Source organism: Kribbella qitaiheensis (genome assembly GCF_014217565.1).
GTDB lineage: Bacteria > Actinomycetota > Actinomycetes > Propionibacteriales > Kribbellaceae > Kribbella > Kribbella qitaiheensis_A.
On sequence record NZ_CP043661.1, the window covers coordinates 649,317 to 670,259 of the forward strand.

At 67.2% G+C, this 20,943-nt stretch carries 3 protein-coding genes; all 3 read left to right on the forward strand.

The annotated features are described in order from the left end of the window. Positions 1–346: 346 nt before the first annotated feature. Genes F1D05_RS41765 through F1D05_RS02830 form a run of 3 tightly spaced genes read left to right on the forward strand, consistent with a single transcriptional unit; the run spans position 347 to position 20,820 of the window. Entirely contained in the window at positions 347–11,281 is a 10,935-nt protein-coding gene (locus F1D05_RS41765; RefSeq protein WP_185445867.1) for a non-ribosomal peptide synthetase, read from the forward strand. After that, a complete protein-coding gene (locus tag F1D05_RS02825) occupies positions 11,282–20,602 on the forward strand; it encodes a non-ribosomal peptide synthetase (RefSeq protein ID WP_185445868.1) in 9,321 nt (3,106 codons plus the stop codon). Next, the gene (locus F1D05_RS02830) at positions 20,599–20,820 is read left to right on the forward strand and encodes an MbtH family protein (protein ID WP_185445869.1); all 222 of its coding nucleotides are present in this window, start codon (positions 20,599–20,601) and stop codon (positions 20,818–20,820) included. Before F1D05_RS02825 ends, F1D05_RS02830 begins: the two co-directional genes overlap by 4 nt. Positions 20,821–20,943 lie beyond the last annotated feature (123 nt).

The window sequence follows — 20,943 nt, forward strand, 5'->3', positions numbered from 1 at the left end:
CTCGCTTCCCCAGCACATGGCTGGATTCAGCGTGTCCAAGAACCAGGGTCAGGGCCCAGCCATTCCGGGCCATCGTCCCGACGGCCCGTTGTCGATCATGCCGTATTGCACCAAATCGAGTCCTGTCGACGCGCGTGGCGATCGATAGCTGCATATCCCGGCATGTTTATTCCAGTGCGAAGAAAATGCCGCGCCGGCACTTTATATTTGATCAGATAAGGCCACTCGGGCTAGTGGTTCGTGATTCTGGCGCAGGTCTGTCAGGCCGGTTGACCCATCTCGGTGCCGTTACGAGACTCGGGAACGCCACATGCTCTTTCAGGCGACCTGAGTAGGAGTTGTCCGTATGCGTTCTTGGGGTGTGACGCCAGCGCAGGAAGCGATGTACCTGGCGCAGGAACTGGCCCCCGACCAGCCGAACAACGTGGCCATCATCTGGGATGTGGCGGGCGATCTCGATCCGGATCTTCTGGCAGTGGCGCTGCGGCGTGCGGTGGCCGAGGTGGGCCCGCTGACAGTGAGCTTCGTGCGCGACGACACGCAGGTCCGGCAGGTGGCCAGGGACCCGGGCGAGTGGTCGCCCTTCTTCCTCGATGTCAGTGACGTCAGCGATCCGTCGGCCGACGCCCACGACTTCGTCCGTGCTCAGGTCAGCCGGAAGTTCGATCTGGCCCGGGATCTTCTGCTGCGGCTGGGCGCGGTCCGTCTCAGCTCGACGCGGTCCCTGGTGGTGCTGGTCTTCCACCACATCGTCACCGACGCGTTCGGCGTCATCAACCTCCTGTCGCAACGGGTCGCGGAGCTCTACACGGCGCTGAACACCGGCCAACCGGCTCCAGCCCTGCCAGTTGCCGAGGTCGCCGTCGCGGTCGACAAGGACAGTGACTACCGGGCGTCCTCCCGGTTCACCAAGGACGAGGAGTTCTGGGTCGCTTACCTGGCGGCCGAATCGGCGCCGGCCCGGTTGCCCGCCGGCGTACTGCCACCGAAAGTTACCGACAGCATCCAGATCGCGGACGAGGTGCGTGGCTGGGACGACCTGTCCGAGCCGCTCGGCATGATCAGCGCGACGCGTGCCGTCCCGGCCGCGGTCGCCGAGCAGTGGGCCGCGGCAGCCGACTCGTCGGGAAGTTCGGTGGCGAACCTGCTCGTTGCCGCCTCGGTGGCCTTCTTCGGCAGTCTGTCCGACAGTTCGCGGCCGTTGTTCTCGTTCACCGTCAACAACCGACTGGCCGCGACGCGGCGAGCCCCCGGGTTGCTGTCGAACATCCTTCCGCTGCGGGTCGAGATCCCGCGCCGGGGGACGCTGGCCCAACTGGCCGAAGCGATCGTCGGGGAACGTCGGTCACTGCTTCGGCACGCAACCCACCAGCTGTCGCTCATTCAGCGAGCGACCGGTCAGGCGGGTGCCGCCAGGAGTCCGTTCGGGCCGATTGTGAACGTGATCCCTCAGATCGAAGGGCTCCAGCTCGGCGACTGCCGGGCGCGCTTCGTGGGCGGTGCGTTCGGCGCCCTGGACGAGGTGATGGTCTCCACCTACGACGACGGACAGCCCGGTAGCGACCTTTACGTCCGCTTCGACGCACCTGCCGCGTTCTACTCCGGCGGAGATGTGGCTGCCCTGGCCGACAGGTTCGCCGCCTTCCTCGAAATCGCGATGGCAGATCCGCGGGCCGAGGTCGCGGATCTCACCGATGTCGATGCCACCGAGCGCGCGGAGGTTCTCGCCACCTCGCGCGGGCAACAGGTCAGCAGGTCCGGCAGCACGCTGACGGAGCTGCTCGACCAGCAGGCGGCGGCCACGCCGGACGCTGTGGCCGTTCGGTTCGAGGACACGTCGTTGACCTATCGCGAACTGGCCGAGCGAGGTGGCCGGCTCGCGCGGTTGCTCGCCGCTGAGGGCGCCGGTCCGGAGGAGTTCGTTGCGGTCGCGATCCCGCGTTCGCTCGAACTGGTCGTCGCGCTGGTCGCGATCCTGAAGGCTGGTGGCGCCTACCTGCCGGTCGATCCGGACTACCCCGATACCCGCATCGAGATGATGCTGAATGACGCGGACCCGGCTCTGCTGCTCACGACTCAGGCACTGGCCGACAGGCTTCCGCAAACGGACACCACCCCGTTGGTGATCGATGGCGTTGACCTCGACGACGGGCCGGTGTTGGACGTACCGGTAGCGGGTTCGAACCCCGCATACGTGATCTACACGTCCGGCTCGACGGGACGCCCGAAAGGCGTCGTGGTGTCGCACGCCGCGATCGTGAACCGCCTGCTGTGGATGCAGGACCAGTACGGGCTCGACGCCGCCGACCGGGTGCTGCAGAAGACGTCGTCGTCGTTCGACGTCTCGGTCTGGGAATTCTTCTGGCCCTTGATCACCGGAGCGACCCTGGTCGTCGCCCGGCCGGACGGGCAGCGCGACCCGTTCTATCTGGCCGAACTGATCGACCGGGAGCAGGTGACCACCCTGCACTTCGTACCCTCGATGCTGGCCGAGTTCCTGCGGGTGGAGCACACAGCGTCCGTCAGCAGCCTGCGCCGGGTGGTCTGCAGTGGTGAAGCACTACCGCCGGACTTGGCCGAGCGGTTCCATCAGGTCGTAGGCGGGGTCCCGCTGTACAACCTTTACGGGCCGACCGAAGCCGCCGTGGACGTGACGTCCTGGGAGTGCGTGCCCGGGGCAACAGTCGTGCCGATCGGCCAACCGATCTGGAACACCGAGCTCTATGTACTCGACAGCTCGCTGCGGCTGGTGCCGCCCGGCGTGACCGGTGACCTCTACATCGCCGGCGAGGGGCTTGCCCGTGGCTACAACGGCCGGGCGGTGTTGACAGCGGAGCGTTTCGTCCCCTGCCCGTTCGGGGCGGCGGGCACGCGGATGTACCGCACCGGCGACCTTGCTCGCTGGAACGCGGACGGCGAGCTGGAGTTCGGTGGCCGGGCGGATCAGCAAGTGAAAGTCCGTGGCTTCCGGGTAGAGCCGGTCGAGATCGAGGCTTCGCTGACCCAGCATGGCGGGGTGGCCCAGGCGACCGTCATCGCACGCGAGACCCGTGACGTTGCCGATGGCGCTCAGTTGGTCGCTTACGTGATCCCGGTCGCTGCCGGCGGGATCGGCAACGCAGACGGGGACCTCGACTTCCGGGCCGGGCTGACCGCGGGCGAGCTGCGAACCTTCCTCGCTGCCCGCCTTCCCGGCCATCTCGTCCCCGCGGCGTTCGTGTTCCTCGACCGGCTCCCGTTGACCGGCAGCGGCAAGCTCGACCGGTCGGCGTTACCGGCACCGGAGTTCGCGGGGGAGCCGTTCCGGGCACCCCGTACGTCGGACGAGCGGGCGCTGGCGGAGGTCTTCGCCGAGGTGCTCGGGCTGGCCAGAGTCGGTCTTGACAGCGACTTCTTCACCATCGGTGGCGACAGCATCAGGGCCATCCAGGTGGTCTCTGGGGCTCGTGCCTGTGGCTTGGTGGTGAGTCCGCGCGACGTCTTCGAGCGCCGTACGGTGGCCGCGCTCGCCGAAGGCGTCGGTCAGCAAGCCGAGCACCAGGTGCTCGATGAGCTCGATGGTGGCGGGGTCGGCTGGATGCCGCTGCCTCCGATGGCCAGGTTGGTGGCCGAGCGTGGCCCGGGTCTCGACGGATTGACTCAGTGGCTCTTGCTGCAGGTGCCAACCGAGGTGACCGGCGAAGAACTCGTCGTTGCTTTGGGCTCTCTTCTCGACTGCCACGACATCCTGCGCGCGTGGCCGGCCGACGGCGGTCTCGTCGTTCGCCCGGCTGGAACCATCGATGCGGAAAAGTTGCTGACCCGGGTGCGGTGGGACGGTGACTGGGATTCGGGCTCATGGACTGCGCGGCTGGAAGCCGAAGCCGCGGCCGCAGTGCGGCGGATCGATGCGGCCGCCGGGATCATGCTGCAGGCCGTCTGGTTCGAGGCCGCCGATGGAGGGCCGGCCAGACTTCTGCTGGCCGCCCATCACTTGATCGTCGACGGTGTCTCTTGGCGAGTGCTGCTGCCAGATCTGGCAGCAGCTTGGCGAGCGGCCCGCGCGGGGACCGAGCTGGCCCTTCCGGCCGTGACCACGTCGGTGCGGCGTTGGCTGCATGCCCTCGACGAGGAAGCGATGCGTCCCGCGAGGACTGCCGAACTCGCGCTGTGGAAGGACGTACTCGAGGGGCCGACGATGCCTGTCGGCAGCCGTCCACTGGATCCGGACGTCGACCTCACCGAGACGGCGAAGACAATCCGGGTTCAGGTCCCCGTCGAACTCACCTCGACCTTGCTCAACTCGGTCACAACGGCCTTCCGCTGTGGCGTCGACGACGTCCTGCTCGCCGGGCTGGTCCTCGCGCTGCGCAAGCGCCAGGGCGCAGGCCGCGGTGCCGACGCCGCGGTGATCCGGTTGGAGGGTCACGGTCGCGAAGAGGAGGTTGCGCCCGGAGCCGATCTGTCCCGGACGGTCGGCTGGTTCACGACGCTGCATCCCGTGCGACTGGATGTCTCGAAGATCGACATCGCCGACGCGGTGAGCGGCGGTAAGGCCGCGGCCACCGCGCTGATGGCAGTCAAGGAACAGCTCCGCGCTGTACCGGACAAGGGCATCGGCTACAGCCTGCTGCGGTTCGCCAATCCCGAAACGGCCGCGGTTCTCAGGCAATATCCGGCGGACGAGATCGGCTTCAACTATCTGGGACGGTTCGCCTTCGCCGACTCGCTCGATGGTGGCTGGCCGCTGGCTCCCGAACGCCCGGAGTTGGTCGCCACCCCATCACCGGACATGCCACTGCTGTCGGCGCTGGAGCTGAACGCGGTCGTCACCACCGGCGCGGAAGGGGAACAGCTCACCGCGCTCTTCACCTTCGCCGCCGGTGTCATCGCCGAGGACGAGGTCGACCAGTTGGCCGAGCTGTGGGTCGCAGCCTTGCAAGGGCTGGCCAAAAACGTGCAGAACGGCGGCAGGGGGATCACCCCGTCCGACGTGTCCCTCGTGGCCGTCACCCAACGGGAGCTGAACACCTGGCAGGACCGGTACGGCGACATCGCCGATGTCTGGCCTTTGACTCCGCTGCAGTCGGGCTTGTTGTTCCACTCGATGCTCGCCGGTACGGCGTTCGACGCGTACCAGACCCAGTTCGTGTTCCGCCTGGCCGGCCGGGTTGAACCAGCTGCTCTGCAGGCAGCGGCACAGGCCATGCTCGACAGGCACCCGAACCTCCGCACGGCCTTCGTGCCGATCTTCACCGGCGACAAGGTGCAGGTGCCGGTCGACGGTCTGCAGGTGCCGTGGCGATCCGTTGACCTCCGCGGAGCGACCGACCGTGACGACCAGTTCGAGCGGATCCTCGCCGAGGAGCGAGACACCCACTTCGATCCGGCCGTGCCGCCGTTGCTGCGGTTCACCCTGGTCATACTGGAGCCGGACCGAGCCGAGTTGGTGCTGACCGCACATCACGTCCTCTTCGACGGCTGGTCGCTACCGCTCATCATGCAGGAACTCATCCGCCTGTACGGCGTCGACGCCGCAGCGGTGCCAGCCGGGCGAAGCTACCGGGACTTCCTCCACTGGCTGTCCCGCTATGACCGCGAAGCCGGGGCGCGTGCCTGGGCCAAGGAGCTTGAAGGGCTGCAGGAGCCGACTCTGCTGTCGGCGGCGATCACCGCGCCGGAGCTGGTTGCTCCGATCGGCGGGGTCGGCCAGCTCGATGTCTCGCTGTCTGCCGAGAACGCCGTTCTGCTCTCGCAGCGCGCGGCCGAGGTCGGCGTCACCCTGAACACGGTGGTTCAAGTCGGCTGGGCACTGGTGATGGCCGAACTCACCGGCCGAGATGACGTCCTGTTCGGTACGACGGTCGCCGGCCGACCCGCCGACCTCGACGGTGTCGACGCGATGATTGGCCTCTTCATCAACACCGTGCCCGTGCGGGTCCGGTGCACTCCGGGTGATTCCCTGGCGGAGTTGCTCAACCGGGTGCAAAACGCGCAGGCGGCGCTGCTGGACCACAACCAGTACGGGCTGGGGGACATCCAGCGGTCGACCGGGTTGAGCACTCTCTTCGACACGTTGGTCGTCTTCGAATCCTTCCCCGTCGACCGCGCCGGCCTCACCGAGGCGACCGCGTCCTCGGGGATCGTGGTGACGGGCATCCGCCCGCACGCGTCGACGCACTACGCCCTCACCTTGCTGGCCGCTGCCGACCCGCAGTTGCGGCTGACTTTCCAGTACCAACGCGATGTACTGGACGAGGTCGGCGCAGGCCGGATCGCGGCACGACTGAGCCGCGTTCTGCAGCAGTTGGCCGCCGATCCCCGGACGGCTGTGCGTGAGATCGACGTGCTGGCCGAGGACGAGCGCGACCATCTGATCCGGGTGGTCAACGACACTGCCGTCGATCTGCCGGATGTGACCGTTCCAGACCTCCTGGTGCAGCAGGCATTGAGGACTCCAGACGCGATTGCCGTCGAAGCGGTCGGTCGGTCGCTTACCTATCGGGAGCTGCACCGGCAGGCGAACCTGCTCGCGCACGAGTTGATCAATCGAGGCGTCGGGCCTGACTCGGTCGTCGCCGTGGCACTCCCGCGCACGGTCGAGCTTCTGGTGGGACTGCTCGGCGTCGTCAAGGCGGGTGCCGCGTACCTTCCGGTCGACCCGAACTACCCCAGCCAGCGAGTCGCCACCGCGCTCGCCTCGACCCGGCCGATGCTCCTCGTCACGGACGCCGAGACCGACGCGCTCATCCCGGACACCGACGTACCGTGGCTGTATCTGGAAGATGTGCTCAGCGCTGCCGGGGGACGCGACAGCGACCCCACCGATCTCGATCGCATCCGGCCGTTGCGTTCGGACAACCTCGCGTACGTGCTGACCACCTCCGGCACGACCGGCACGCCCAAGAGCGTCGCCCAAACCCAGCGAGTGCTCGTCAACTCCGTACTCCGGATGTGCGACTACCTGGCCGAACCACTCGGGTCCAAGTTGTTGTCGGGCACCTCAGTCGGGTTCGACATCTCGGTCTGGGAGCTGTTCGCCACGCTTTGCTCGGGTGGTTGTGTCGAGCTGGTCCGAGACGTGCTGGTGGTCGGTGAACGTGACCGCTGGAGGGGCGGCGTGATCAGCACCGTCCCCTCCGCCTTTGCCGAACTCGTCGATCAGGTCGGGGCACGGCTCGAGGTCGGCACCGTTGTCCTCGGAGGTGAGGTGCTGACGACCGCGTTGATCGAGCGGGCGCGGGCAGTTCTGCCAGACCTCCGGATCATCAACACCTACGGCCCGAGCGAGACGTTCTACACGACGGCCTTCACGCTGGAGCCGGGCCAGGAATGGACCCAGGGCGCCAGTCTGCCGATCGGCGGACCGCTCGGCAACATGCAGCTCTACCTACTCGGACCTGGCCTCAAGCCAGTGCCGCCCGGGACCCTTGGCGAGCTGTACTCCGCGGGTTCCGGCGTGGCTCGCGGGTACTACGGGCTGCCCGGGCTGACCGCAGAACGGTTCGTACCGAATCCGTTCGGCGAGCCCGGGGCGCGGATGTACCGCACCGGCGACAAGGCACGGTGGACCCCCGAGGGTGAGCTGGAGTTCGTCGGACGGGTCGACCACCAGATCAAGATCCGTGGCTTCCGGATCGAGCCGGCCGAGATCGAGTACGCGCTCGCCGCCCACGCCGCGGTGCGTCAAGCCGTGGTGATCGCACGAGAGGATCAGCCGGGCGATGTGCGCTTGGTCGCCTATGTGACTCCGGAGTCCAAGGACGCCGCCCCGGTGGTCGAGGAGTTGCGGGCGTTGGTCGGGTCGCGGCTACCGGCGTACATGGTGCCGGCGGCGGTTGTCGTGCTGGCGGCGTTGCCGCTGACACCGAACGGGAAGCTGGATCGCTCGGCGCTGCCGGAGCCGGAGTTCGAGGGCGGGGTCTATCGGGCTCCGAGCACGCCGCAGGAGGAAGTGTTGTGTGGGTTGTTCGCCGATGTGCTCGGAGTCGAGCGAGTCGGAGTGGACGATGACTTCTTCGCGCTGGGTGGGCATTCCTTGTTGGCGACGCGATTGGTCGCGCGAGCCCGGACCGTGTTGGGGGTGGAGATCCCGATCAGGGCGGTGTTCGCCCAACCGATGGTCGCTGGTCTGGCCGCGGAACTGAGCAGCTCAACTGGTGCCCGGCTGGATCTCCGGCCGGCGGTTCGGCCGGATCCGCTGCCGCTGTCCTTTGCGCAGCAGCGGCTCTGGTTCATCGACCGGTTCGAGGGGCCGTCGTCGACCTACAACATTCCGCAGTTGCTGCGGTTCAGCGGGGAGCTCGACACGGCCGCGCTGCGTGCGGCGCTGGGTGACGTGGTGACCCGGCACGAGGCTCTTCGAACCGTCTTCGGTGAGATCGACGGTCTTCCCTATCAGTTGGTGATCGACCCACAGGATGTTCAGCTGTCCTGGGAGGACCGAGGGCGGATCGAGCCCGATGCCGAAGCGGCTGCCGTTTCGTCGGCGGCGAGCTACCGGTTTGACCTGTCGTTGGACCTCCCGCTGCGGGCGTGCGTGTTCCAGAGTGGTGTGGATCAGCACGTCCTGGTGCTGGTGATCCACCACGTCGCAGCTGATGGTGGATCGATGGCGCCGCTGGCCCGGGATCTGTCGGTGGCGTATCGCGCTCGTGTCGGTGGCGTCGTACCGGCGTGGGCGGACTTGCGAGTGCAGTACGCCGACTACGCCTTGTGGCAAAGAGAATTGTTGGGGGAGGAGTCTGACCCAGGCAGCCTGTTGTCGATGCAGGCCGGCTATTGGCGCGGTGAGCTGGAGGGTATCCCTCAGCCGTTGCCGTTGCCCACCGACAGGTCGCGGCCGGCGGTCACGAATTATCGGGGCGGGATCGTCGACTTCACGCTGTCCGGCGAGGTCCTGGCCGGTGTGGAGGAGTTGGCCCGCGCCCGCGGGGTGACGGTCTCGATGGTCTTCCAGGCGGCGCTGGCAGTTCTGCTGCATCGCCTTGGTAGTGGCGATGACGTGACGATCGGCTCTCCGATCGCCGGGCGGACCGACGACGGGCTGAGCGACCTGATCGGGTTCTTCGTGAACACCTGGGTACTGCGGGTCCAACTTGTCCCGGAGCGTGGATTCGAGGCGGTGCTCGACGGCGTACGGGAGAAGGCGCTGGCGGCGTACGACAACCAGGATCTGCCGTTCGAGCGACTGGTTGAGCTACTCCGGCCAGAGCGGTCGACGGCGCACCATCCCTTGTTCCAGGTGATGTTCGCGTGGCAGAACAATGTTCGGCCTGAGCTGGACCTGCCGGGTGCCGACGTCTCGGTGGAGCCGGTGACGACCGGGACCTCGAAGTTCGATCTGTTCTTCAACCTGTCACCGGACGACTCCGGCCGGGCGGTGGTCGGTGGCATCGAGTACGCGGCCGACCTGTTCGACCGCGCGAGTGTGGAGCAGATCGCGGAGCGGTTCGTCCGGGTCGTCGAACAGGTTGTGACAGATCCCGCGATCCGGGTCGGGACGGTCGACGTCCTGAGCTCGGGGGAGCGCGACCGGCTGATCAGGGGGTGGAACGACACGGCGGTGGACGTCGGGCCGGCGACGGTGCCGGCGCTGTTCGCACGGCAGGCGCAGAACGCGCCCGAGGCGATCGCGCTGAGCTACGGCGAGGAGTCCGCGTCTTACGGGGAACTGAACCGGCGAGCCAATCGGTTGACGCATTGGCTCATCGAGCAGGGTGTGAAGCCCGAAGCGCGAGTCGCTGTGCTGCTGCCGCGATCGATCGACCTGGTTGTCGCGCTGCTCGCCGTCTTGAAGGCCGGCGGTTCCTATGTACCGGTCGACCCGGACTATCCTGCGGCGCGAGTGGAGTTCGTGGTGTCGGACTGCGAACCCGTCCTCGTTCTCGACGCGCAACGGCTGGCCGAGGCAGAGCTGGCGGGTTGCAGCGACGAGGATCCGCAGGTCGCGGTCTCCCTGTCGAACACGGCCTATGCGATCTACACCTCCGGCTCGACCGGTACGCCGAAGGGCGTGGTGATCGAGCACGGCGCGCTGGTGAACTTCTTGGTGTCCATGCAGGACCGGTTCCAGCTCACCTCGAATGACCGGCTCCTCGCGGTCACGACAGTCGCGTTCGACATCGCCGGGCTGGAACTGTTCCTGCCACTGCTCGCGGGAGCCGGGGTCGTTCTGGCCGACAAGGAACAGGTCGCGCAGCCGTCGGTCGTCTTCGATCTGATCGAGAGGTCCGGCGTGACGATCATGCAGGCGACCCCGTCACTGTGGCAGATGCTCGTCACCCACGACCCGGCTCGTCTCGCCGGCCTGCGGGTACTCACCGGCGGCGAGGCGTTACCGGCGCCGCTCGCCGAGGCGGTGGGCAAACACGCGGCCCAGGTGACGAACCTCTATGGGCCGACGGAGACGACGATCTGGTCGACCGTCGCGGACGTGGTGCCCGGCGTGTCTCCGACGATCGGCCATCCGATCGGGAACACCCAGGTCTTCGTTCTGGACGACTCTCTGCAGCCCGTGCCCGCCGGCGTCCCGGGCGATCTGTGGATTGCCGGTGACGGAGTGGCTCGTGGGTACTACGGCCGACCGGGGCTGACGGCTGAGCGGTTTGTGGCGAACCCGTTCGGCGTACCCGGGGCGCGGATGTACCGCACCGGCGACAAGGTCCGGTGGAGCACCGCCGGGGAGCTGGAGTTCGTAGGCCGGGCCGATCACCAGATCAAGATCCGCGGCTTCCGCGTCGAACCGGCAGAGATCGAGCACGCACTGGCCGGCCACCCTGCGGTCGGTCAGGCCGTGGTGATCGCTCGTGAGGACCAGCCGGGCGATGTGCGGTTGGTGGCCTACGTGACGCCAGCCGATGAAGGCTCAGCGCCAGTGGTCGAGGAGTTGCGGGCGGTCGTAGGCGGCCGGTTGCCGGCATACATGGTTCCTTCGGCGATCGTCGTCCTGGCGGCGCTGCCGTTGACGCCTAACGGCAAGCTGGATCGCGTGGCGTTGCCGCGACCGGAATTCGGCGGCGGTGCCTATCGGGCTCCGTGCTCGCCGCAGGAAGAGCTGTTGTGCGGGTTGTTCGCCGAGGTACTGGGAGTCGAGCGCGTAGGCGTGGACGACGACTTCTTCGCCCTCGGTGGGCATTCGCTGCTGGCCACCCGATTCGTCGCCCGGGCACGCATCGTGCTGGGTGTCGAGATCCCGATCAGAACAGTGTTCGCCGCGCCCACGGTCGCCGGGCTGGCGCTGCGCTGCAAGGACCTGTCGGCCTCCGTCCGGAAGCCACTGCGCCGGATGACTGAAAGGTAGATGACGACCATGATTCCCTTGTCCTACGCGCAGCAGCGGCTGTGGTTCATCGACCGTCTCGAAGGCGCGTCCGCGACGTACAACCTGCCCGCCGCTTTGCGGATCAGAGGCCGGCTGGACATCGACGCGATGGTGGCCGCCGTGCACGACGTGATCGGTCGGCACGAGAGTCTGCGCACCCTGATCGTCGAGGATGCCGACGGCAACGCCTACCAGCAGATCCTGGCAGTCGACGCGGTCCGGCTGGATGTCCCGGTGATCGACGTCGATCCGGACGGCGTAGCCGGACTGGTGGCTTCAGTGGCGGGCTACCGATTCGATCTGTCCGCTGATGTCCCGATCAGGGCGTGCGTCTTCCGTTGTGGGTCCGAGGAATTCGTTCTGGCGCTGGTGATTCACCATGTTGCTGGTGACGGTGGGTCGATGGCTCCGCTGGCCCGGGATCTGTCAGCTGCCTACCGAGCCCGCGCGGCAGGCGTAGTACCGGAGTGGGAGGAGTTGCCCGTCCAGTATTCCGACTACGCGCTCTGGCAAAGGGACCTGCTGGGTGACGAGACCGACCCGGCGAGCTTGTTATCGGTCCAGGCTGAGTACTGGCGTGGCGAGTTGGAGGGCGTTCCGCAGCCGCTCGCGTTGCCGTCGGATCGGATTCGGCCGGTGGTGGCGAGCTACCGGGGTGGCACCGTGAAGTTCGGCCTGCCTGGTGAGATTCTGGGTGCGGTCGAGGAGTTGGCGCGGGCTCGCGGAGTGACTGTGTCGATGGTGTTCCAGGCTGCCCTGTCGGTCTTGCTGCACCGGATGGGTGGTGGCGACGACCTGACGATCGGTTCGCCGATCGCGGGACGGACCGATGAGGGGCTCAACGACCTGGTCGGGTTCTTCGTGAACACCTGGGCGCTGCGGGTGCGGCTGGCGCCGGACCGAGAGTTCGGCGCGGTGCTGGACGGCGTACGGGAGAAGGCGCTGGCGGCGTACGACAACCAGGATGTGCCGTTCGAGCGGTTGGTGGAGCTGTTGCGGCCGGAGCGGTCGACGGCTCATCACCCGTTGTTCCAGGTCATGTTCGCCTGGCAGAACAACGTCCGGCCGGAGCTGGACCTGCCGGGGCTCGAGGTCTCGGTGGAGCCGGTGTCGACGGGCACGGCGAAGTTCGACTTGTTCTTCAACCTGTCGCCGGACGAGTCCGGTCGTGCGGTGGTCGGGGGGATCGAGTACGCGACCGACCTGTTCGACCGATCGACCGTGGAGGAAATCGCTGCGCGTTTCGTCCGAGTGGTCGAGCAGGTGGTGGCGGACCCGTCGGTGCGGATCGGAGCGGTCGACGTACTGAGCCCGGGGGAGCGGGATCGGCTGGTCAGCGGCTGGAACGGCACCTCGTTGACAGTGGAGCCCGCGACGGTGCCGGTGTTGTTCGAGCGCCGCGTGCAGTCTGCGCCTGACGCGGTAGCGCTGGTGTACGGCGAAGAATCGATCTCATACGGCGATCTGAACCGCCGTGCGAACCAATTGGCGCACTGGCTGATCAAGCAAGGCGTCCAGCCTGAGTCGCGGGTCGCGGTCGTCTTGCCGCGGTCGGTGGAACTGGTAGTGGCGTTACTGGCGGTTCTGAAAGCCGGCGGTTCGTACGTCCCGATCGACCCCGACTACCCCGAGGCCCGAGTCCGGCATGTGGTAACGGACTCCGAGCCCGTCCTGGTCCTCGATGAGCAGCGGCGGGCCGAGCTGGATCTGACCGGCTGTCCTGACGACGATCCGCGGATCCCAGTGACGCTGGCGAACACGGCGTACGCGATTTACACCTCCGGCTCCACCGGTACGCCGAAGGGCGTGGTGATCGAGCACGGCGCCCTGGTGAACTTCCTGGCCTCGATGCAGGAACGGTTCGAGTTGTCACCGGAAGATCGGCAGCTCGCCGTCACGACCATCTCGTTCGACATCGCCGGGCTGGAAGTGTTCCTGCCGCTGCTTGCGGGCGCCGCTGTCGTGTTGGCCGACAAGGAGCAGATCTCACAGCCGTCGGTGGTGTTCGAGCTGATCGAGCAGTCCGGCGTGACGGTCATGCAGGCTACTCCCGCGCTGTGGCAGATGCTCGTCAGTCATGACCCGATGCGGCTGGCCGGTCTGCGGGTACTCACCGGCGGCGAGGCGTTGCCCTCGGCGCTGGCGGAGGTGCTCTGCAAGCACGCGGCGGAGGTGACGAACCTCTACGGGCCGACGGAAACGACGATCTGGTCGACGGTTGCCGACGTGATCGCAGGCGTCGCACCGACGATCGGCCGGCCGATCGGGAACACGCAGGTGTTCGTGCTGGACGAGTCGCTGCAACCGGTGCCGATCGGCGTGGCCGGCGACCTGTGGATCGCCGGTGCCGGAGTTGCTCGTGGCTATCACCGGCAGCCGGGACTGACCGCAGAAAGGTTCGCGGCGAACCCGTTCGGCGTACCGGGTGCGCGGATGTATCGCACCGGCGACAAGGCTCGGTGGAAGGTCGGCGGTGAACTGGAGTTCGTCGGCCGTGCCGACCAGCAGATCAAGATCCGTGGATTCCGGGTGGAGCCGGCGGAGATCGAGCACGCGCTGGCGGGCCATGCCGGAGTACGCCAAGCCGTGGTGATCGCTCGCGAGGACCAGCCCGGGGATGTACGTCTCGTCGCCTACATCACTCCGGAGGCCCGGGACAGCCGAACCGAAGAAGGCGCGGCCCAGCAGGTCGAGGAATGGCAGGTCGTCTACGACCAGGCCTACGTCGACTCTGCCGACGAGGAGTGGGGCGAGGACTTCGACCTGTGGAAGTCGACCTATACCGGTGAGGCCATTCCGCTGGCGGAGATGCGCGCCTGGCGCGATGCGGCCGTGCGGCAAGTGACTTCCTGGTCGCCTCGGCGGGTGCTCGAGCTCGGTGTCGGCTCCGGACTCCTGCTCGCCAACATCGCGAGCGGCGTCGACGAGTACTGGGGCACGGACTTCTCGCCGGCCGTCATCGACCGGCTGCAGCAGCAGGTCACGCAGGCCGGTCTCGCGGACCAGGTCGAACTGCGGTGCCAGCCGGCTGATGATGTCAGCGGGCTACCAGAGGGCACGTTCGACACGGTGATCGTGAACTCCGTCGCGCAGTACTTTCCCAACGAGGCCTACCTGGAGTCGGTGCTGGCCTCGGCGTGGGAGTTGCTCGCGGTGGACGGCCGGATTGTGCTCGGCGATATCCGGCGCAGGGCGTCGCTGGCGTTGCTGCAGACCGGCGTACATCGGATTCAGCACCCAGGTGCCGGGGCCGGGCTTGCCCGTGCGGCCGTCGAGCAGGCAGTCCTGCTCGAGAAGGAGCTGGTGGTCGACCCGGAGTGGTTCGTCCGCTGGGCCGAGCGGGCAGGAGCGGGACTTGACATCCGGTTGAAGGATGGCGACGCCCACAATGAACTGACCCGGCACCGGTACGAGGTCGTGCTGCACAAGGTGTCTGTGGATGAATTGAAGGACGGTGGCAGTTGGCCGGCCGTCTCTTGGCCGGGAGATCTCGAACGGCTCAAGCAGATGGTGTCTGGCAATGACCCCGTGCGGGTCACCGGTATCCCCAATGCCCGGCTCGCGGACGAGGCGGCTGCCGCGCGTGAATTGGGGCTGGAGGCAACAGATTCTTCCGGTGTGCCGGGTCTGGACCCTGCTGTCCTCCAGAAATGGGCGACCGAGCTGGGATGGGACGTTCTGCTGACGTGGTCGCCGCAAGCTGTCGACCAGTTCGACGCTGTGCTGACGCCCTCGGGCCAATTCGCCGGTCGCGCGCTGACCGGTACGTATGTCTGCGCCGCCGGACAGCGACCGGCGATCAACGACCCGGCTGCCGCACGCGGCATCGGCACCTTACTGACCACGCTGCGCGGTTATCTCCAGGAGAAGCTGCCGGAGTACCTGGTGCCTTCGGCCGTCGTGGCAATCGGCTCGGTACCGCTCACTCCGAACGGCAAGCTGGACAGGCGTGCGCTACCGGCGCCGGACTACATCGCTGCGATCGGTGGCCGTGCGCCGGCCACCCCGGAGGAAGAGGCGCTCTGCACGCTGTTCGCCGAGGTGCTCGGTCTCAGCCGGGTAGGGGCCGACGACGACTTCTTCGCCATCGGCGGTCACTCGCTGCTGGCGACTCGCTTGGTCAGTCGGGTGCGGTCCGTGCACGGAGTGGAGATTCCGATTCGGGCCGTCTTCCAGGCACCGACGGCCGCGCGATTGGCGCCGTACCTGTCGGAGGACGCAGAGGTCCGGCTGCGGTTGGAGAAGCGCGATCGCCCGGATCGGGTGCCGGTGTCCTTCGCCCAGCAGCGGTTGTGGTTCATCCATCGGTTCGAGGGGCCGTCAGCGACGTACATCATGCCGCTGGCGCTGCGGATGAGCGGCGGCGTCGACGCCCACGCTCTCCGCCAGGCGCTCCAGGACGTGGTGACCCGTCACGAGTCGTTGCGGACGATCTTCGGTGAGGCTGATGGCGATCCGTTCCAGCAGGTCCTGGCCGCGACCGAAGCGTCGGTGCCGTGGCAGGAGCGCGATATCACGGAGGACCAGCTGGCCCAGGCGCTGCGCGACGCGGCATCGGAACCACTCGATCTGTCCTCGGAGATCCCGCTGCGGGCGTGGCTGTTCCGGCTGGGGGCGGACGAGTCGGTGTTCATGATTCCTGTTCACCACATTGCGGCGGACGGCTGGTCGCTCGGCCCGCTGGCCACCGATCTGGTGACCGCCTACGAGGCACGCAGCGAGGGACGCGAGCCGGAGTGGGAGCCAATGCCGGTCCAGTACGCGGACTACACGCTGTGGCAGCGCGAGCTGCTCGGTGACCGCAACGACGCCGAGAGCCTGTACCAGCGGCAACTCGACTACTGGACGAACCAGCTGGCCGAGCTGCCGATCGCGGTCGGGTTGCCGACCGACCGGGCCCGTCCGGCCGTCGCCTCACATGCCGGCGACCTGTCGTGGTTCCAGTTCGGCGAGCCGTTGACGGCCGGCATCCGGCAGTTGGCCCGCGACTCCCGCGCGACCGTCTCGATGGTTCTGCAGGCGAGTCTCGCCGCGTTGCTGACGAGGCTCGGCGCCGGCACCGACGTACCGATCGGCTCACCTATCGCGGGTCGTACGGACGAGGCACTGAACGATCTGGTGGGCTTCTTCGTCAACACCTGGGTACTCCGCGCCGACACTTCGGGCGACCCCAGCTTCGAGGAGCTGATCGGCCGAGTTCGCGAAGCGAGCCTGGCTGCCTACGACCACCAGGACATTCCTTTCGAGCACCTGGTCGAGGTGCTCAACCCGGTCCGGTCGACCGCGCATCACCCGCTGTTCCAGGTCTCGCTGGCGCTGCAGAACAACGAGGCCCCCGCGTTCGCGTTGCCGGGGCTCGCGGTCTCCCACGAGCCGGTCCTGCTGGGAACCTCACGATTCGATCTGTTCCTGAGCCTGACCGAGCGGAACGAGGAAGACGGGTCGGCACGACTGACCGGCGTCGCGGAGTACGCGACCGATCTGTTCGACGCCACGACGATCGAACTGCTGCTGGACCGATGGCGGCATCTGTTGGAGCAGTTGGTCGCGAGGCCGGCTGCGCCGCTCGCGGCGGCGGACATTCTCAGCGACAGCGAGCGGACCCTGCTGGCACGCTGGTCAGGCCAAGAGCGCGCCAGTGCCGCGGTGGACGGCACGGTCCACTCGCTCTTCGCAGAGCAGGCACGTCTGCAGCCGGATTCGATCGCTCTGGTCTCCGGCGACACGGCCTGGACGTATGACGAGCTGGATCGCTGGGCGAATCGAATCGCGCACTACCTCTCGGATCACCGCGCCGGCCCGGAGAGCCGGGTGGCCCTCGCACTCGAGAGGTCGCCCCTGCTCATCGCGAGCATTCTCGGAGTACTGAAGGCCGGAGCGACCTATGTGCCGGTGAATCCCGCTGACCCGGCCGAACGCGTCGAGTTCGTGCTCGCCGATGTCACACCGACTGTGACGCTGTCCGAAAACTTGGCTGATGAGATCCTGGACTGCTACCCGGACACGGCGCCCGCTGGCTACCGCGGCGCCGGCGCGAGTGCGGCGTACGTGATGTTCACGTCCGGCTCGACCGGCCATCCCAAGGGCGTCGAGACGACTCATCGCAACGTGATCGACCTCGCCCTCGACAAATGCTGGAGTGGTGACGCGCACCGCCGCGTACTGGTCCACTCACCGCACACATTCGATGCCGCGACCTACGAGTTGTGGGCTCCGCTCCTGCATGGAGGTACTGCAGTTCTCGCACCGGCGGGTCGACTGGCGACGGCTGACCTGGCCAACCTGATCACCGATCATGGGATCACCGGTCTCTGGCTGACCGCCGGACTGTTCGCAGTGGTGGCCGACCAGAAACCCGAATGCTTCGCGCAGGTCTCCGAGGTGTGGGCCGGTGGCGATGTGCTCTCGCCGACCGCCGTACGGCGGGTGTTGGAGAGCTGCCCGGGTGTCGTGGTTGTCAACGGCTACGGTCCGACGGAGATCACCACGTTCGCCACTCGCTATCGAGTGAGCGACCTGGAATCCTGCACTGACCCGCTACCCATCGGCGAACCCATGCAGGGAAGCCGATTGTTCGTACTGGACGAGCGGCTCAAGTTGGTACCGTCGGGCGTCGTGGGTGAGCTCTACGTGGCCGGCGACGGAGTGGCCCGCGGCTATCTCGGTCGGCCCGGACTCACCAGCGAGCGGTTCGTGCCCGATCCGTTCGGGCCACCCGGCGCGCGGATGTACCGCACGGGCGACCTGGCGCGCTGGAACTCGAGCGGGATGGTGGAGTACGCCGGTCGTGCTGACGACCAGGTCAAGCTGCGCGGCTTCCGGGTCGAACCAGGCGAGGTCGAGACGGTTCTTCGGCAGCAGGACGGCGTCGCGCAGGCGGTCGCCGTCGTGCGCAAGGACAGTCTCGGCGAGCGGAGCCTGGTCGCTTACGTCGTACCGGATGGGACCGCCGCCTCGGATGGGGACGCCGTCAGTCAGGTCGACGAGTGGCGTGAGATCTACGACGTCATGTACGGCGAGACCGAGGTCGACCAGAACGCCGTCGGCGATGACTTCACCGGGTGGAACCGGTCGTACACGAACGACGCGATCCCGCTGGAGGAGATGGTCTTGTGGCGTGAGGCGATCGTGCAGCGGGTCGTTGAGCTGGAGCCGCGCCGGGTGCTGGAGATCGGTGTCGGTTCGGGTCTGCTGCTCGGCCCGCTCGCGTCGCTGGTGGACGAGTACTGGGGCACGGACTTCTCTGCCCCGGTGGTCGAGCGGCTCCGCGTGCAGGTCGGCGCGGACCCTGCGCTGGCCGACAAGGTGACCTTGCGAGCGCAGTCGGCCGATGACGCAAGTGGGCTGCCGACGGAGTACTTCGACACGATCATCCTGAACTCGGTCGTCCAGTACTTTCCAGACGCGGGTTACATGACTCGGGCGCTCGATCTCGCGGTGGGCCTGCTCGCTCCGGGTGGCCGGATCGTGGTCGGCGACGTTCGCAACCACGCCACATTGCGAGCCTTTCGTACGGCGGTGCATCGCGCGCAGCATCCGGGAGACGCCGGTGCCGTCCTGCAAGCAGCGGTCGAGCGTGCGCTGCTCGGTGAGAAGGAGTTGACGCTGGACCCAGGGTTCTTCACCGCCTGGGCATCGACGCAGGACGGCGTCGCGGTCGACATCCGGCTCAAGCAGGGGAGCTATCACAACGAGCTGACCCGGCACCGGTACGAAGTAGTGCTTCACAAGCAGCCGGCCTCGCCATTGCGTCTGGATGCGTTGCCAACCGCCGCATGGGGAACCGATGCGCGGTCGCTGCCGGATGTCGAGCAGGAACTGGCCCGCCATGGTGGCAGGCTCCGAGTGACCGGGATCCCGAACCTACGCCTGGTTAGTGAGGCTGCGGGGGAGGGGCAGCCCTTCGACAGCCGCGGTGGTCTGGACCCGGCGCAGGTGGAGGAATGGGGATCTGACCGCGACCTGCTCGTCTACTGCACCTGGTCGGCTGAAGGCTCGAGCCGTTTCGAAGCGATCTTGCTGGCCGATCGCGGGGCGCCTCAGTACGACGGTGTCTATCGGGCAGGGCCTCCACAGGGCGAGCTGGCGAACGCGCCGGTCGTCTCGCGGATGGCGTCGAAACTTCCGTCGCAGCTTCGGCGGGAGCTGTCCGCACGGCTGCCGGAGTACATGATCCCGACAGAGATCGTCGTAATGGATCGATTGCCGCTGACCGCGAACGGCAAGGTCGACCGGGCCGCACTGCCCGAGCCTGACCTGGCCACCGGTGAGTATCGTGCGGCGAGCACTCCGCTGGAGGAGAAGGTCGCCGGTCTCTTCGCCGAGATCCTGGGTGTCGACCGAGTCGGCCTGGACGACGACTTCTTCCTGCGGGGCGGTCACTCGCTCCGGGTGATCCGGCTGATCTGGCGGATTCGTGAGGAGCTCGGCGTCGAGGTGCCGATCCGGACGGTGTTCCAGTACCCGACGGTGGCGGAGCTCGCCCCGCAGCTCATCGATGGTGGTGAAGGCGGTTTCGAGGACCCGTTCGCCGTCGTGCTGCCGATTCGGACCGACGGTGACCGGCCGCCGCTGTGGTGGCTCCATCCGGGAGGCGGGTTGTGCTGGCCGTACATGGGTTTCGCGCCGCACCTGGACAAGAGCCATCCGATGTACGGCGTACAGGCTCGGGGGTTCGACGGAAAGTCCGCCCGGCCGTCCTCGATCGAGGAGATGGTCGACGACTATCTGGAGCAGGTGTTCAGCATTCAGCCCACCGGGCCGTACTACCTGCTCGGCTGGTCGTTCGGCGGCACTGTGGCCCACGCCATGGGCGCGGAGCTGCAGCGACGCGGTCACGAGGTGGCCCTCCTGGCGTTGCTCGACTGTGTTCCAGCGAGCCACTTCGCCAAGTTCGACGCACCGGACGAGGCGATGGTGCGGGAGTTCCTGGCGAACTACATGGGACACCTGTCGGGGATGGAGGAGTATCCGTTCCTCGTACAGACCGCCTCGTCGATCCTGGTCGAGCACACCGTCTTGATGCAGAACTACGAATCTCCGCTCTTCCGCGGCGAGGTGGCGTTCTTCAACGCGCTACTCGATCCGTCGAACCGCGAGAAGCGGGAGCTGGAGATCGAGTTCGACGTGCTCTGGCAAAAGCACGTCGAGGGTGAGGTGCGGCGCATCGATCTGGACTGCACCCACCAGGAGATGTATTGGCCCGCCAACGCGGCCGGGATCAGCAACACGATCAACGGATTCCTGACCGACGGACGGCGTCGCAACGAACAGACCCCAACGAATGGAGACGACCGATGAGCGTGAACCCCTTCGACGACGAGAACGGCGAGTTCCACGTCCTGGTCAACGACGAGAACCAGCACTCGCTGTGGCCGGTGTTCGCGGAGATCCCGGCCGGCTGGCGGGCGGTCTTCGGCCCGGGGGGACGGGCCGAGAGCCTGGCCTATATCGAGGAGAACTGGACCGACATGCGACCCCGGAGCCTGCGCGAGGCGATGGCCGCCGACGCGGGCTGAACGGCGCGAAGGTCGCAGGCCCTCTCCTCGTTGCGATACCCCCAGTCAGAAGTTGGATACTAAGTGTCAGAACCGATAGAAGTGTTTGCTGCCGCCCCGCCGGGGACGGACGAGGAGGGGGAC